The 14,869-nt window shown below is 72.7% G+C and carries 12 protein-coding genes; 9 read left to right on the forward strand and 3 right to left on the reverse strand.

All coding sequences use genetic code 11. From position 1 onward, the window contains the following. The first annotated feature begins 274 nt into the window (after nt 1-274). The 5 genes from lpdA to AB0K65_RS22205 all read left to right on the forward strand — a co-directional run bounded on the left by lpdA (nt 275) and on the right by AB0K65_RS22205 (nt 8,326). Nucleotides 275-1,663, forward strand: coding sequence for a dihydrolipoyl dehydrogenase (gene lpdA, locus AB0K65_RS22185; RefSeq protein ID WP_356889003.1), 1,389 nt, complete (start codon nt 275-277; stop codon nt 1,661-1,663). Nucleotides 1,664-1,725: 62 nt separating this feature from the next. Continuing rightward, a complete protein-coding gene (sucB, locus tag AB0K65_RS22190; protein ID WP_365719062.1) occupies nt 1,726-3,561 on the forward strand; it encodes a 2-oxoglutarate dehydrogenase, E2 component, dihydrolipoamide succinyltransferase in 1,836 nt (611 codons plus the stop codon). 114 nt (nt 3,562-3,675) lie between these two features. Further along, nucleotides 3,676-4,299, forward strand: a complete 624-nt coding sequence (locus AB0K65_RS22195; protein WP_365719064.1) for a GntR family transcriptional regulator — start codon at nt 3,676-3,678, stop codon at nt 4,297-4,299. Nucleotides 4,300-4,615: 316 nt separating this feature from the next. Then, nucleotides 4,616-7,312 (forward strand): pyruvate dehydrogenase (acetyl-transferring), homodimeric type, encoded by a 2,697-nt coding sequence (aceE, locus tag AB0K65_RS22200; RefSeq protein WP_365719066.1) that lies wholly within the window; start codon nt 4,616-4,618, stop codon nt 7,310-7,312. 33 nt (nt 7,313-7,345) lie between these two features. Continuing rightward, on the forward strand, nt 7,346-8,326 hold the full coding sequence (locus tag AB0K65_RS22205) for a WYL domain-containing protein (RefSeq protein ID WP_365719068.1): 981 nt from the start codon (nt 7,346-7,348) through the stop codon (nt 8,324-8,326). 188 nt (nt 8,327-8,514) lie between these two features. Here AB0K65_RS22205 and AB0K65_RS22210 read toward each other — a convergent pair whose 3' ends face one another. Then, a complete protein-coding gene (locus AB0K65_RS22210; RefSeq protein ID WP_365719070.1) occupies nt 8,515-9,441 on the reverse strand; it encodes an SDR family oxidoreductase in 927 nt (308 codons plus the stop codon). Between the two features lie 99 nt (nt 9,442-9,540). On the opposite strand from AB0K65_RS22210, the gene AB0K65_RS22215 reads away from it, so the two are divergent. Further along, the gene (locus AB0K65_RS22215; protein WP_365719098.1) at nt 9,541-10,059 is read left to right on the forward strand and encodes a DUF4240 domain-containing protein; all 519 of its coding nucleotides are present in this window, start codon (nt 9,541-9,543) and stop codon (nt 10,057-10,059) included. A 48-nt stretch (nt 10,060-10,107) separates the two neighbouring features. Here the strand turns inward: AB0K65_RS22215 and AB0K65_RS22220 are convergent, their stop codons facing one another. After that, entirely contained in the window at nt 10,108-10,893 is a 786-nt protein-coding gene (locus AB0K65_RS22220) for an SDR family NAD(P)-dependent oxidoreductase (RefSeq protein ID WP_365719072.1), read from the reverse strand. Nucleotides 10,894-11,020: 127 nt separating this feature from the next. Here AB0K65_RS22220 and AB0K65_RS22225 point away from each other — a divergent pair, with 127 nt between their 5' ends. Continuing rightward, the gene (locus AB0K65_RS22225; RefSeq protein WP_365719074.1) at nt 11,021-11,680 is read left to right on the forward strand and encodes a TetR family transcriptional regulator; all 660 of its coding nucleotides are present in this window, start codon (nt 11,021-11,023) and stop codon (nt 11,678-11,680) included. Here AB0K65_RS22225 and AB0K65_RS22230 read toward each other — a convergent pair. Next, a complete protein-coding gene (locus AB0K65_RS22230; RefSeq protein ID WP_365719076.1) occupies nt 11,655-12,191 on the reverse strand; it encodes a GNAT family N-acetyltransferase in 537 nt (178 codons plus the stop codon). The genes AB0K65_RS22225 and AB0K65_RS22230 overlap by 26 nt on opposite strands. Before the next feature lie 46 nt (nt 12,192-12,237). Here AB0K65_RS22230 and AB0K65_RS22235 point away from each other — a divergent pair, with 46 nt between their 5' ends. Then, entirely contained in the window at nt 12,238-13,134 is an 897-nt protein-coding gene (locus AB0K65_RS22235) for a TIGR01777 family oxidoreductase (RefSeq protein WP_365719078.1), read from the forward strand. A gap of 301 nt (nt 13,135-13,435) precedes the next feature. Further along, nucleotides 13,436-14,755, forward strand: a complete 1,320-nt coding sequence (locus AB0K65_RS22240) for an NAD(P)/FAD-dependent oxidoreductase (protein WP_365719080.1) — start codon at nt 13,436-13,438, stop codon at nt 14,753-14,755. Nucleotides 14,756-14,869: the final 114 nt, after the last annotated feature.

Here is a 14,869-nt window from a genome sequence, read left to right on the forward strand (position 1 = left end):
CGGAGCGGGCGAGCACGATCGACCGTCGACGGACGCACGAAGCGCCCCGGAGGCGAGCGGAGCCCGGGGCGGACGAGAGCCGAGCCCGCGGAAAAGGACGCGATCCGCGGTCTCACTGACCGGCCCCGCGTCCCGCCTTCCGGCAACAAGTGCGAAGATGGGTTCTCGGCAGGACAGGGCCCCCACCACAGGGCCGAATAAAAAGCGGCCGAACACCAGCCGCCGCCCGGTCAGAGAAGGCCGGCGACCGGCGCACATGCATGGAGGACGTGACGTGGCGAACGACGCCAGCACCGTTTTCGACCTAGTGATCCTCGGCGGCGGTAGCGGCGGTTATGCCGCGGCGCTGCGCGGAGCGCAGCTGGGCCTGGACGTCGCACTGATCGAGAAGAACAAGCTCGGCGGCACCTGCCTGCACAACGGCTGCATCCCCACGAAGGCCCTGCTCCACGCCGGTGAGGTCGCGGACCAGGCCCGTGAGGCGGAGCAGTTCGGTGTCAAGGCCTCCTTCGAGGGCATCGACATCAAGGCCGTGCACAAGTACAAGGACGACGTGATCTCGGGCCTGTACAAGGGTCTGCAGGGTCTCGTCGCCTCCCGCAAGGTGACATACATCGAGGGTCACGGCCACCTTTCCTCCCCGACCTCCGTCGACGTGGACGGCCGCCGCGTCGAGGGCCGGCACGTCCTCCTCGCGACCGGTTCCGTACCGAAGTCGCTGCCGGGCCTGGAGATCGACGGCAACCGGATCATCTCCTCGGACCACGCGCTGACCCTGGACCGTGTCCCGGAGTCCGCGATCATCCTCGGCGGCGGTGTCATCGGCGTCGAGTTCGCGTCCGCGTGGAAGTCCTTCGGGACCGACGTGACGGTCATCGAGGGCCTGAAGCACCTGGTCCCGGTCGAGGACGAGAACAGCTCCAAGCTTCTCGAGCGCGCCTTCCGCAAGCGCGGCATCAAGTTCAACCTCGGCACGTTCTTCCAGTCCGCCGAGTACACCGACAGCGGCGTCAAGGTGACCCTCGCCGACGGCAAGACCTTCGAGGCGGAGGTGCTGCTCGTCGCGATCGGCCGCGGCCCGGTCTCCTCGGGTCTGGGCTACGAGGAGCAGGGCGTCGCGATGGACCGCGGCTACGTCCTCGTCGACGAGTACATGCGTACCAACGTGCCGACGATCTCGGCCGTGGGCGACCTGGTCCCCACGCTGCAGCTCGCGCACGTCGGTTTCGCCGAGGGCATCCTGGTGGCGGAGCGCCTGGCCGGTCTGAAGACCGTCCCGATCGACTACGACGGCGTGCCGCGGGTGACGTACTGCCACCCCGAGGTCGCCTCCGTCGGTATCACCGAGGCGAAGGCCAAGGAGATCTACGGCGCGGACAAGGTCGTCGCCCTGAAGTACAACCTCGCGGGCAACGGCAAGAGCAAGATCCTGAAGACCGCGGGCGAGATCAAGCTCGTGCAGGTCAAGGACGGTGCCGTGGTCGGCGTCCACATGGTCGGTGACCGCATGGGCGAGCAGGTCGGCGAAGCGCAGCTGATCTACAACTGGGAGGCGCTGCCGGCGGAGGTCGCGCAGCTCATCCACGCCCACCCGACGCAGAACGAGGCGCTCGGCGAGGCTCACCTGGCCCTGGCCGGCAAGCCTCTCCACTCCCACGACTGACGCTCACGTCATCAACGGGCGCGACGACCACTTTCCGCAATTCGTTAGGAGCAACTGAAACCATGCCGGTTTCCGTAACCCTGCCGGCGCTCGGCGAGAGCGTCACCGAGGGCACCGTCACCCGCTGGCTCAAGGCCGAGGGCGAGCGCGTCGAGGCCGACGAGCCGCTGCTCGAGGTCTCGACCGACAAGGTCGACACCGAGATCCCCGCCCCCGCGTCGGGTGTTCTGTCCTCCATCAAGGTGGCCGAGGACGAGACGGTCGAGGTCGGCGCCGAGCTGGCCGTCATCGACGACGGTTCGGGTGCCTCCGCGGCCGCCGAGCCGGCTCAGGCGGAGCCCGCCCAGGCCGAGGCTCCGGCCGAGGCCCCGCAGCAGGAGGCCCCGGCCCCGGCGCCGCAGACCACCCCGTCCACGGACGTCGAGGCCCCGGCTCCGGCTCCCACGGCCGAGGCCACGTCCGGCGGCGGTTCGGCCGAGGGCACCGACGTCGTGCTTCCGGCGCTCGGCGAGTCCGTGACCGAGGGCACCGTCACCCGCTGGCTGAAGTCGGTCGGCGACTCCGTCGACGCCGACGAGCCGCTGCTCGAGGTGTCCACGGACAAGGTCGACACCGAGATCCCCGCCCCCTCCTCCGGCGTTCTCCTGGAGATCGTCGTCGGCGAGGACGAGACCGCCGAGGTCGGCGCCAAGCTGGCCGTCATCGGTGCCGCGGGTGCCGCTCCGTCCGCCCCGGCTCCGGCCGCCGCCCCGGCTCCGGCCGCCGAGGCTCCCGCGGCTCCGGCCCCGGCCCCGGCCGCTCCCGCGGCTCCGGCCCCGGCCGCCCCTGCCGCTCCCGCGGCTCCGGCTCCGGCGCCCGCCGCCCAGGCTCCGGCTCCGGCCCCCGCCGCTCCGGCCGCGGCCCCGGCACCGACCGCTCCGGCCCCCGCCGCCCAGGCTCCGGCTCCGGCCCCCGCCGCCGCTCAGCCGGCGGAGGACGGTGCCTACGTGACCCCGCTGGTCCGCAAGCTCGCCACCGAGAACGGTGTCGACCTGGCGGCCGTCAAGGGCACGGGCGTCGGCGGCCGTATCCGCAAGCAGGACGTCATCGCGGCCGCCGAGGCGAAGAAGGCCGCTCCGGCTCCGGCCGCCCCGGCCGCCGCCGCGCCGACGACCCCGGCCCTTGAGGCGTCTCCCCTTCGTGGCCAGACCGTCAAGATGCCTCGCATGCGCAAGGTCATCGGCGACAACATGATGAAGGCGCTGCACGGCCAGGCCCAGCTGACCTCGGTCGTCGAGGTCGACATCACCAAGCTGATGCGTCTGCGCGCCGCCGCGAAGGACTCGTTCGCGGCCCGTGAGGGCGTCAAGCTGTCCCCGATGCCGTTCTTCGTGAAGGCGGCGGCCCAGGCGCTGAAGGCCTTCCCGGTCATCAACGCCCGGATCAACGAGGACGAGGGCACCATCACGTACTTCGACTCGGAGAACATCGGCATCGCCGTGGACTCCGAGAAGGGTCTGATGACGCCGGTCATCAAGGGTGCGGGCGGCCTGAACATCGCCGGCATCGCGAAGGCCACCGCCGAGCTGGCGGGCAAGGTCCGCGGCAACAAGATCACGCCGGACGAGCTCTCCGGTGCGACCTTCACGATCTCCAACACCGGCTCGCGCGGCGCGCTGTGGGACACGATCATCGTTCCGCCGAACCAGGTCGCCATCCTGGGCATCGGTGCCACGGTCCGTCGTCCGGTCGTCGTGAACCACCCCGACCTGGGTGAGACGATCGCGATCCGCGACATGACGTACGTCGCGCTCTCCTACGACCACCGTCTGGTGGACGGCGCCGACGCCGCCCGCTACCTGACCGCGGTCAAGCAGATCCTGGAGGCCGGCGAGTTCGAGGTGGAGCTCGGCCTGTAGGCAAGCTACCGAGCTGTAACAAGGCTCACCAGCGGCGCCCCTGTTCGGGAGTACTCCCGGCAGGGGCGCCGCCGTATTGTCATAGGCGTCAGCACGTCCCTAAGGAGCGGCTTCATGAGCGTGCCCGTCGTCCACTCGCTGCGCGAACAGATCCGCGAGCACATCGTGGAGGGCATCGTCAGCGGCCGCTGGAAGCCGGGCGAGCGGATCGTGGAGCGGCGCATCGCGACCGAGCTGGAGGTCAGCCAGACCCCGGTACGGGAGGCGCTGCGCGAGCTGGAGTCGCTGCGGCTGATCGAGTCGGCCCCGAACAAGGGCGTGCGGGTACGGAACCTCACGGCTGCCGACCTGGAGGAGAGCTACCCCGTCCGGGCCGGTCTCGAGCAGATCGCGGCGGAGCTGGCGGCGACCCGTCTGGCGGCCGACTGCTCGGCTCTGGAGCCGCACGTGACGGCGCTGTACGAGGCGGACCGGACGGCCGACGGGACGGCGCAGGTGCGGCACACCGTGGCCTTCCACCGGGAGCTGGTGAAGGCCGCGGGGAACGGCGTGCTGCTGCACACCTGGGAGGGCCTGGGCATCGAGGTCTTCACGGCCCTGTCGATCCGCTGGCTGGGCACGGTCCAGAAGTCGTACGCGGAGGAGCACCAGGAGCTGGTGGAGGCGTTCCGCCGGGGCGATCCGAACATCGGGGCGATGGTCAAGGCGCACGTGCTGGGCTGCGCGCCCCGGGCCTGACCCCCGGGCCACCGAGCCCCGAGCCCTCTCTCGTGACGAGCGGATCCGCCCCCGGCGGGTCCGCTCGTTTGTGCGATCGGCCTCTCAAACGGCTCTTCGATCCCGCCCCTCACCTGCGGAAACAAGGCACCCGGTGCCCCCTTTCGCGGCACCCTGTGCCGACTTTCTCGATCTGAAGAGGTTTTCCCCTTCAACCCTTTGATCGATCATCGATCGTCGGATTACAGTCTTCGGCGGGCCGCACCCCGGCCCTTCGCCCTGTCCTGCCAGACAAGGCACCCCTTCTCCACCCCCATCTGTCCGGAAGGCGGCGATCATGACCGATCCCGTAGGCAAGAATCCGAGTGAGCTCGACCAGCTCCCGGACCGTGACACCGAGGAGACCGCCGAGTGGGCGGCCTCCCTCGACGCCGTCACCAAGGCCGCCGGCCCCCATCGGGCCGCCTACCTGATGCGCCGCACGCTCCAGCATGCCGAGGGCGCGGGCCTGGCCCTGCCCAAGCTGCTGGAGACGGACTACGTCAACACCATCCCCACCTCCGCGGAGCCGGCCGTCGACGGCGACGAGGAGATGGAGCGGAGGATCACCGCCTGGAACCGCTGGAACGCGGCCGCCATGGTCTCCCGCGGCGCCAAGCACGGCGTCGGCGGCCACATCGCCACCTTCGCCTCGGCGGCCTGGCTGTACGAGACGGGCTTCAACCACTTCTTCAAGGGCAAGGAGCAGGACGGCTCGGGCGACCAGCTCTACATCCAGGGCCACGCCTCCCCGGGCATCTACGCCCGCGCCTTCCTCGACGGCCGCCTCACCGAGGCGCACCTCGACAACTTCCGGCAGGAGTCCGGCGGCCAGGGCCTGCCCTCCTACCCGCACCCGCGCCGCCTCCCGTGGCTGTGGGAGTTCCCGACCGTCTCCATGGGTCTGGGCCCGCTCTCCGCCATCTACCAGGCGCGCTTCAACCGGTACCTCACCAACCGCTCCATCAAGGACGTCTCCGCCTCCCACGTGTGGGCGTTCCTCGGCGACGGCGAGATGGACGAGCCCGAGTCGACGGCGGCCCTCGCGCTCGCCGCCCGCGAGGGCCTGGACAACCTGACCTTCGTCATCAACTGCAACCTGCAGCGCCTCGACGGCCCGGTCCGCGCCAATTTCAAGATCGTCCAGGAGCTGGAGGCCCAGTTCCGCGGCGCCGGCTGGAACGTCGTGAAGTCGCTCTGGGGCAATGCCTGGGACGAGCTGTTCCGGCTCGACACCACCGGCGCCCTCGTCCGCCGCCTCCGCGAGGTCCCGGACGCGCAGGTGCAGACGTACCAGACCCGCGACGCCGCCTACATCCGCCAGGACTTCTTCGGCTCCGACCCGGCGCTCGTGGAGATGGCGAAGCTGCTGAGCGACGACAAGATCCTGGAGTGCTTCCACCTCTCGCGCGGTGGACACGAGCCGCGCAAGGTGTACGCCGCGTACAAGGCCGCCCTGGAGTTCAAGGGCGCGCCCACGGTGATCCTCGCGCAGACGGTGAAGGGCTTCACCCTCGGCGAGGGCTTCGCCTCCAAGAACGCGAACCACCAGATGAAGAAGCTCTCGGTGGACGAGTTCAAGAACATGCGCGACCTGCTGGAGCTGCCGATCTCGGACGCCCAGTTCGTCGACGGTGTGGTCCCCTACGGTCACCCCGGCGCGGACGCCCCCGAGGTCCGCTACCTCCAGGAGCGCCGCGCGGCCCTCGGCGGCCCGGCACCGGCCCGCCGCACGCAGCCCCTGGCCCCGCTGCCCGCCCCGGCGGAGAAGGCCTTCACCGCCTTCGACAAGGGATCCGGCTCGCAGTCGGTGGCGACCACCATGGCGTTCGTCCGCCTGGTCAAGGACCTGGTCCGCGACAAGGAGACCGGCAAGCGCTGGGTCCCGATCGTCCCGGACGAGGCCCGGACCTTCGGCATGGAGTCGCTCTTCCCGTCGCTCGGCATCTACTCGCCGAAGGGCCAGACGTACGAGCCGGTCGACCGCGACCAGCTGATGTACTACAAGGAGGCCGTCAACGGCCAGATCCTCAACGAGGGGATCACCGAGGCCGGGTCCATGGCCGACTTCATCGCCGCCTCCTCGTCGTACGCGACGCACGGCGAGGCGATGATCCCGTTCTACATCTTCTACTCGATGTTCGGCTGGCAGCGCACCGCCGACCAGATGTGGCAGCTCGGCGACCAGCTCGGCCGCGGCTTCCTCGTCGGCGCCACCGCGGGCCGTACGACGCTGACCGGTGAGGGCCTGCAGCACGCGGACGGCCACTCCCCGGTGATCGCGGCGACGAACCCGGCCGCCCTGACCTACGACCCGGCGTTCGCCTACGAGGTCGCGGCGATCGTCAAGGAGGGTCTGCGCCGGATGTACGGCGAGGCCGCCGAGGGCGAGGACCGGGACGTCTTCTACTACCTCACCGTCTACAACGAGCCCATGCCGCAGCCCGCCAAGCCGGCCGGGGTCGACGAGGGCATCATCAAGGGCCTCTACCGCTTCAACACCGCGGAGTCGGCCGGTTGCGACCTTCCCGCGAACGCCGCGCGGATCCAGCTGCTCTCCTCCGGCACGGCCATCCACTGGGCGCTGGAGGCGCAGAAGCTGCTGGCCGCGGAGTGGGGTGTGGGCGCCGACGTGTGGTCCGCGACGTCCTGGACCGAGCTGCGGCGCGACGCGCTGGAGGCCGACGCCGCGCTGCTGCGCGGCGAGGAGCGGGTCCCGTACATCCGCCGGGCGCTCGAAGGCGTCGACTCCCCGGTCCTCGCGGTGTCGGACTACATGCGACAGGTCCCCGACCAGATCGCGCAGTGGGTCGAGCAGGACTACTCCTCGCTCGGCGCGGACGGCTTCGGTCTGTCCGACACCCGTGCGGCGGCCCGCCGGCACTTCGGTGTCGACGCCCAGTCGATCGTGGTGGCGGCCCTGGCCCGGCTCGCCCACCGCGGCGAGGTCCCGGCCTCCGCGGTGAAGGAGGCGCGCGAGCGCTACGGCCTCTGAGCCACGCAAGGTCGGCCGGGCAGAATGCGTGTCATGCGCGCTGCCCGGCTGATCAAGATGGTGCTGCTGCTCCAGTCCCGTCCGTCGATGACGGCGGCCGAACTGGCCGAGGAGCTGGAAGTGTCCGAACGCACCATCACCCGTGATGCCCTCGCCCTCTCGGAGGCGGGGGTTCCGGTGTATGCGGACCGAGGGCGGGCCGGTGGCTACCGGCTGGTCGGCGGTTACCGCACCCGGCTGACGGGCCTGGCCCGGGGCGAGGCGGAGGCGCTGTTCCTGTCCGGTCTGCCGGGCGCCCTGCGGGACATGGGGCTCGGCGACGCGGCCTCCGCGGCCCGGCTCAAGGTGTCGGCGGCGCTGCTGCCCTCGCTGCGGGACGCCCCGGAGTCGGCGGCGCGGCGGTTCCTCCTCGACGCGCCGGGATGGTGGCAGGAGCCCGAGACGCCCGAGCTGCTGCCGGCGATCGCGGAGGCGGTCTGGGACGACCGGACGGTCGCGGCGCGCTACCGGCGCGGGGACGGCGAGGTCGCGCGCGAGCTGGCGCCGCACGGGCTCGTCCTGAAGGCGGGGACCTGGTACCTCTGCGCCCGGGCCGGGGCCTCCTTCCGTACGTACCGGGTGGACCGCTTCACGGCGGTCTCGGTCGGCGAGGAGCGTTTCGTCCGGGACGAGGGCTTCGACCTGGCCGCGTTCTGGGAGGAGCGCTCGGCGGAGTTCGCCCGGTCCCTGCTGCGGGCGGAGGTGGTCCTGCGCCTCTCCCCCGCCGGCGCCCGGGCGCTCCCGCACGTCACGGACCGGGCGGCGGCGCACGAGGCGCTGGCCTCCGCGGCCCGCGACGACGCCGGTTTCGTGACGGCCAGGCTCCGCGTGGAGAACGACGAGGTCGCCTTCTCCCAGCTGCTGAGCCTGGGCGCGGAGGCCGAGGTCCTTGAACCGGCGCCGCTGCGGGCGCGTTTCGCGGAGGCGGCCGGGCGCCTGGCGGCGCTCTACGGCCAGGGCGTGTTCCGAAGGTAGCGCCGTCCGCCCGGAGGGCGGGCCCCGCGGCGTCCGGTGCGTGCGATCGCAAGGCGGAGGGTCGCCCTCGTACCGGACGTACGTGGACGACCCCGACCACGTACGCGAGCGTGCGTGCGTGCCAGGCGTCGCGGGTCAGGTGGGACTTTCGAAACACGCCCTGGTCGCCGCTCGTACGGCCCGCGGTTCTAGCGGTAGTCCTCCACGCTCACGTCCTCGCCGGCCTCCTTGGCCGTGATGAAGGCCCAGGCGTCCGGCCGTGAGCCGTCCGCGTCCGTGAAGCCGTACTCCTTGGCGAGCTGTGCGCTGGAGAGTGACTGCCCGTTCCAGCGGGCCCGCTCGGGGTCGGCGGCCAGGGCGGCGACCGCGCGGCCGACGTAGACGGGGGACTCGGCGACGGCGAAGTCGGGGAGCTTCTCGACGGCGTCGCGCCAGTTCGCCTCGGTGACGCCGAAGTGGTCCAGCATCTGCTCGGAACGCAGCCACCCCGGGGTGAGCGCCACCGCCGTCCCGCCGGCCTCCTTCAGGTCGTGCGCGAGGGCGTACGCCATGCGCAGCGGCGCGTTCTTGGTGAGGTCGTAGAAGAAGTTCTCCCGGAAGCGGGCGTTGTACGCGGCGGTCCCGTCCGTCACCTCCACGACGAGGCCGCCCGGGTGCCGGACGAGCAGCGGCAGAGCGACCGCGCTGGTGATGACGTGGGTCTTCACGCCGAGTTCCAGCATGCGCAGGCCGCTGTCGAGGTCGGTCTCCCAGATCTTCTTCCCGAAGGCGGGGACGAGGAGGTGCTCGCCGCCCCAGACGTCGTTGACGAGGACGTCGAGGCGGCCCTGGTCCCGGTCGATCCGGGCGACCAGGGCCCGTACCTGCTCCACCTCCAGGTGGTCCGTGACCACGGCGATGCCCTCGCCGCCGGCGGCCGTCACCAGCTCGGCCGTCTCCTCGATGGTCTCGGTGGGCCGGTTGACCTCGCTGACCTTCGTCCGGGTGGTGCGGCCGGTGACGTACACGGTGGCGCCGGCGGTGCCCAGCTGTACGGCGATGGCGCGGCCCGCGCCCCGGGTGGCGCCCGCGACCAGTGCGATCCTGCCGGCGAGCGGCTTCGTTTCAGTCGTCATGGAAACGACCATGGCAGGAAAGTACGACATCCTCTGTCGGGTTTGATTCGGCCGTTTCGGGGTGCGTCGCCCTCCGCGAAGGCCGATGCTGGTCCCGTGATGGACGAGACGGAGTTCTGGGAGATCATCGACTCCACCCGCGAGGCCGCCGAGGGCGACCCCGAGGACCATGCCGACCTGCTCGTCGAACGGCTGTTGCAGTTCGACCCCGACTCCGTGCTCGACTTCGCCCGTCACTTCGAGGCCCGCTACAACCGCGCGTACCGCTGGGACCTGTGGGGCGCGGCGGCGGTGCTGCTCGACGGAGCCGGCGACGACGCCTTCGACTACTTCCGCTGCTGGCTGATCGGCCAGGGGCGTGAGGTCTTCGAGGGGGCGGTGCACGATCCGGACGCGCTGGCCGAGCTGCTCGACGAGTTCGACGAGGAGATCGACGGGGACGGCGAGGAGCTGGGGTACGCGGCGGACGAGGCGTACGAACAGCTCACCGGCGCGGAGGCGCCGGATCTCGGGATTCCGCCGCAGCCGGCCGAGCCGGAGGGCAGCCCGGTCGACCTGGCGGACGACGCGGTGCTCGCGGCGCGCTACCCGAGGCTGTGGGAGCGCTTCGGGTCCTAGGGGGTGTCCTGCTCATGGCGCCGGGGCGCCCGGAGCCGGCGGCGGGTGTCAGAAGTGGGTGCCGCCGTCGATGCGGACCTCGGTGCCGGTGATGAAGCGGCCGTCCTCGCTCGCCAGCATGGCGACGACCCCGGCCACCGTCTCGGGCCCGGCGAAGCCGTGGCCGAGCGCGGGGGCGAGCTTCGCGAAGAGGGAGAGGTCGGCGTCCTCCGGAAGGCCGGGGCCGACGCTCTGCCGGCTGGCTCCGGTGCCGTCGGTCATGCCGGAGGAGATGGAGCCGGGCTGGACGGCGGTGAAGCGGATGCCCCGCCTGGCGTACTCGGCGGCCAGTGCGTGGGTCATGGACTGGATGCCGCCCTTGCTGGCGGCGTAGGCGGCCATGTACGGGTGGGCGAACATCGCCGAGGTGGACGAGAAGTTCACGACGGCGGAGCCGTGGCCGTCGAGGAGCGCGGGTATCGCCTCGCGGATCACCAGGAAGGTGCCGGTGAGGTTGATCCGGAGCACCCGCTCGAAGGAGTCGAGGCTCGTCTCGTGGGTGTGGGACGAGCGCAGGATCCCTGCCGCGTTGACCAGGACGTCGAGACCGCCGAGCGCCGCGACGGCGGCGGCGACGCCCTCGCGCACCGAGGTCTCGTCGGCGACGTCGACGACGAGGGTCGTCAGACGGTCCGCGTCGGCTCCGGCCCGTGCGAGGGTGTCCTGGAGCCCGGCCTGGCTGATGTCGGCGGCGACGACGCGGCCGCCCTCGGCGAGCATGCGCAGCGCGGTGGCCTGGCCGATGCCGGAGCCTCCGCCGGTGACCAGCGCACGGCGTCCTTCGTAGCGGTTCATGTCCCGACCCGACCTCTCGCTGGGGCTTCCTCGCGGCTCTTCGCGAGACACCGTACGCCTTAGTGGCACGTTTTGCCATGAGTGCACTGCATGCCTCTTCGGCAAGGGCGGGCGTACGCTTGCGCGCGTGAGCATCAAGCCCCCCTCGCTGACGGAGCGCCGCAAGGCGGCCACCCAGCTCGACATCGCCCACGCCGCCGCCGAGCTCTTCACCGAGCGCGGCCCCGACGGGACGACGGCCGAGGACATCGCCCTGCGGGCCGGGGTCGCCCTGCGCACCTTCTACCGCTACTTCCGTTCCAAGCAGGACGCCGTGGCCCCGCTCCTGGCCGGCGGCGCGGACCTCTGGCGGGAGCGGCTGGCGGCGGCCGGGCCGGACGCCGGGCTGCCCGACGCGCTGGAGCGGTCCGTCGCCGAGGCCCTCGCGGCGGCCGACGACGAGGCCGCCGAGGGTCTGCGCCGGACCCGCGGTCTGCTGCGCGCGGCTGGGGAGGACGCCGCGCTGCGGGCGGTCTGGTACCGGGTCAACCAGGACTCCGAGGAACGGCTCCGGCCCGTCGTCGCGGCGCTCGCCGGGCCGGACGCGGACCCCCTGGAGGTGCGCCTCGCCGCGGCGGCCGCGACGGACGCGATCCGCATCGCCCTGGAGACCTGGGCGGAGACGGACGCTCCGGTACGCGGCGAGGGCTCGCCGGCCGCGCTCGCGGTGCGGTGTCTGCGGGAGCTGGGGGGCGGGATGCGGCTGCTGGGACGGCCCGCCGTCACGGAGCCAGGGAGCGCCCCATGAACACGTCGTCGACGTAACGGCCGTCCAGGAGGAACTCCTCGGGCAGCACGCCCTCGACCGCGAAGCCCTCGGAGGCGTAGAGGGCGCGGGCCGGCGCGTTGTGGCCGAGCACCCGCAGGGTGATCCTCCGGCCGCCCTGCCGCACCGTCTCCGCCATGGCGGCGCGCAGCAGCGCACGGGCCACACCCCGGCCGCGGGCGTGCGCGGAAACGGCGAGGCCCTGGATCTGGCGGACGTGGGTGTTGCAGGCGAGCGGGGTCGGCCGCCCGAGCTTCAGATAGCCGACGACGACCCCGCCGTCCTCGGCGACGAGATGGTCCTCCGGACGGCTTCGGTCGTCGAAGAAGGGGCCGTACGGAGGCGTGGGCGCGGGCTGCACGGCGTGCAGGGGCGACCAGGTGGCGCGGTCCAGCTCCCCGAGGGTCTCGCCGTCCTCCGCGAGGGCGGGGCGAATGCGTATCCCGGTCGGCGTTTTGATCTGCGTCTGCGGCGACTCATGAGGAACGGCCATGGCCGCCACTGTGCCACGCGGGGCCCCGGAAGGGCAGGATGGCCCCATGCAACGCTCCCGTATCGCGGTCACCGGCGCCTCCGGACTCATCGGCTCGGCCCTCGTGCGCTCCCTGCGCGCCGACGGCCACCACGTCTCCCGTCTGGTACGGCGGCCGGCCCGGACGGCGGACGAGGTCGAGTGGGACCCCGCGCGGCTGTACGTCGACGCCGCCGGACTCGTCGGGGTGGACGCCGTCGTGCATCTGGCGGGAGCCGGGGTCGGCGAGCGCCGCTGGACCGAGGCGTACCGCAAGGAGATCCGCGACAGCCGTGTGCTCGGCACGACGGCGATCTCCCAGGCGCTCGCCTCGCTGGCGGAGCCGCCGAAGGTCCTGGTGTGCGGGACGGCCCTGGGCTACTACGGCGACACGGGCCCGCGCGCGGTGGACGAGAGCGCTCCGGCGGGCGAGGGCTTCCTGCCGTCGGTGTGCGTGGAGTGGGAGGCCGCGGCGGCTCCCGCCGAGGAGGCAGGCATCCGGGTCGCCTACGCCCGCACGGGCCTGGTGGTGGCCCGCGAGGGTGGGGCGTGGGGGCGGCTGTTCCCCGTCTTCCGCGCCGGGATCGGCGGCCGGATGGGCGACGGCCGGCAGTACTGGAGCTTCATCTCGCTGCACGACGAGGTGGCCGCCCTGCGCCACCTGATCGACACCGACTCCCTCGCGGGACCGGTGAACCTGACGGCCCCCGAGCCGGTCACCAACCGGGAGGTGACGGCGGCGATGGGCCGCGTCCTGCGCCGCCCGACGCTGCTGCCGGTGCCGGCGTCGGCCCTGAGGGCGGTCCTGGGCGACTTCGCGGAGGACGTGCTGGGGAGTCAGCGGGTGCTGCCCGTGAGGCTGTTGGAGTCGGGGTTCGAATTCGCCTTCCCGACGATCGACGACTCGATCCGCGCGGCGGCCTGACGGGCCGTCGCGGCGCGGAGCCCCAGGACCCGGCCGAGCGCGGGCCCTCGTGACCCGGGGCGTCGCGGTCCGGCACGGCACCGGACCGGGCCGTGGCCGGGGAGGCGCGGGGTGTGCGCCACCCTGTGCTGCGTGCACCCCGGTGCGCGCGGCTGGCATCCGGCGGAGTGGTGCCTAGGCTGGACGGCCCCTGAATGCCCCCCACGGCCACACGACGAACCGTGGACCCGAACCGGGGCATTCCGGGGGCCTGTTGGGGGCATGAGCCTCCCACCAGCCGCGCCGACCCGGGGAGGGGCACGTGCTCAGTACCGCACGCCATGCGCACCACACGGACGTCGTGACGGACGTCGTCATCGTCGGAGCGGGGATCGCGGGGCTCGCCGCGGCACACCGGCTGACCAGAGCGGGGCTCTCCGTCACGGTCCTGGAGGCCGCCGAGCGGGTGGGCGGTCGGATGGTCACCGACGAGGTCGACGGCTTCCGGCTCGACCGCCTCGGCCCGCTGCTGACCCTGTCGTACCCGGAACTGCGCCGCACCCCGGGGCTCGACGGCGCCGTCCTGCGTCCGTTCGCGCCGGGGGCCCTGGTCCACAGCGACGGACGGTACGTCAGGAGCGGCGGGACGGGGAGCATGCGAGGGGCGTTCACCATGGCGCGCGCCCTCGCGAGCGCCCCCCGTCAGGCGGCCGCGTCCCTCGACCACGCGCGGCTGGGGGCCACGCTGGCCCGGCTCGCCGCCACGCCCGCGCAGCGGCTGGCGACCCGGCCGGAGCGGACCGCCCGCGAGACGCTGAACGCCCGGCTGCCCGCCCGTACCGTCCAGGGCTTCCTGCGCCCGCTGCTGGCCGCGCTCCTGGGCGACCCCGATCTCGCCATGTCGAGCCGGGTCGCCGATCCCACGCTGCGGTCGTTCGCCCGGGGCCGGCTGTGTGTGCCGCAGGGCGGGTCGGGAGCGCTGCCCGAGCTGCTGGCCGCGTCGCTGCCGCCCGGGACGGTCCGGACGGGTGTCCGGGTCACCGAGGTCTCGATCACCAGGGTGGCGACGGCGGAGCACGGGGAGTTCGGCTGCCGGTCGGTCGTCCTGGCGACCGGGGCGCGGACCGCCGCCGAGCTGCTGCCGGGTCTGCGGACGCCTCGCTTCCACGCGGCCACGGTGGTCCACCACACCGCGCCCGCGGCGCCGCTGGCCCACCCGCTCCTGCTCCTGGAGTCCGACCCCGGCGGTCCGGTGGCGCACACGGCGGTGATGAGCGCGGTCGACCCGCTGCGCGCGCCCTCGGGGCGGGTGCTGGTCACCTCGACCATCCTGGGCACCCCGCCGGACGACGTCGAGCGCCGGGCCCGCAAGCACCTCGCCACGCTGTACGGCACGTCGACGGACGAGTGGGAGCTGCTGGCCCTGCGGCACACCGCCGACGCCTTCCCCGCGATGCCGCCGCCCCACGACCCGCGCCGTCCGGTGCGTCTGCTCTCGGGGCTCTACGTCTGCGGCGACCACCGCGACACCGGGACACCCCAGGGCGCCCTCTTCTCCGGCCGCCGCGCCGCCCACGCCCTGATGCGGGACCTGGGCGTCCAGCCGGTGAAGGACGCCCCTGCGACGGCGGAGGCGGCCTAGCGAACGGCGGCCGGGGCGCCTCGCCGCGCGGCCGGGGCGTCGTGCCCCGCTCCCGTCGGGGAGGGGATCAGCGCGGGCGGCAGGTTGTCGACGACGAACCAGCCGAGGTCCTCC

Origin of the sequence: Streptomyces sp. NPDC053755, assembly GCF_040677675.1 — a bacterium.
Taxonomy (GTDB): domain Bacteria; phylum Actinomycetota; class Actinomycetes; order Streptomycetales; family Streptomycetaceae; genus Streptomyces.

Excerpts from the sequence above, each read along its gene's own strand:
- sucB (WP_365719062.1), top strand. The coding sequence starts at position 1,726 with ATGCCGGTTTCCGTAACCCTGCCGGCGCTCGGCGAGAGCGTCACCGAG.
- AB0K65_RS22195 (WP_365719064.1), top strand. The coding sequence starts at position 3,676 with ATGAGCGTGCCCGTCGTCCACTCGCTGCGCGAACAGATCCGCGAGCAC.
- aceE (WP_365719066.1), top strand. The coding sequence starts at position 4,616 with ATGACCGATCCCGTAGGCAAGAATCCGAGTGAGCTCGACCAGCTCCCG.
- AB0K65_RS22205 (WP_365719068.1), top strand. The coding sequence starts at position 7,346 with ATGCGCGCTGCCCGGCTGATCAAGATGGTGCTGCTGCTCCAGTCCCGT.
- AB0K65_RS22210 (WP_365719070.1), bottom strand. The coding sequence starts at position 9,441 with ATGACGACTGAAACGAAGCCGCTCGCCGGCAGGATCGCACTGGTCGCG.
- AB0K65_RS22215 (WP_365719098.1), top strand. The coding sequence starts at position 9,541 with ATGGACGAGACGGAGTTCTGGGAGATCATCGACTCCACCCGCGAGGCC.
- AB0K65_RS22220 (WP_365719072.1), bottom strand. The coding sequence starts at position 10,893 with ATGAACCGCTACGAAGGACGCCGTGCGCTGGTCACCGGCGGAGGCTCC.
- AB0K65_RS22230 (WP_365719076.1), bottom strand. The coding sequence starts at position 12,191 with ATGGCCGTTCCTCATGAGTCGCCGCAGACGCAGATCAAAACGCCGACC.
- AB0K65_RS22235 (WP_365719078.1), top strand. The coding sequence starts at position 12,238 with ATGCAACGCTCCCGTATCGCGGTCACCGGCGCCTCCGGACTCATCGGC.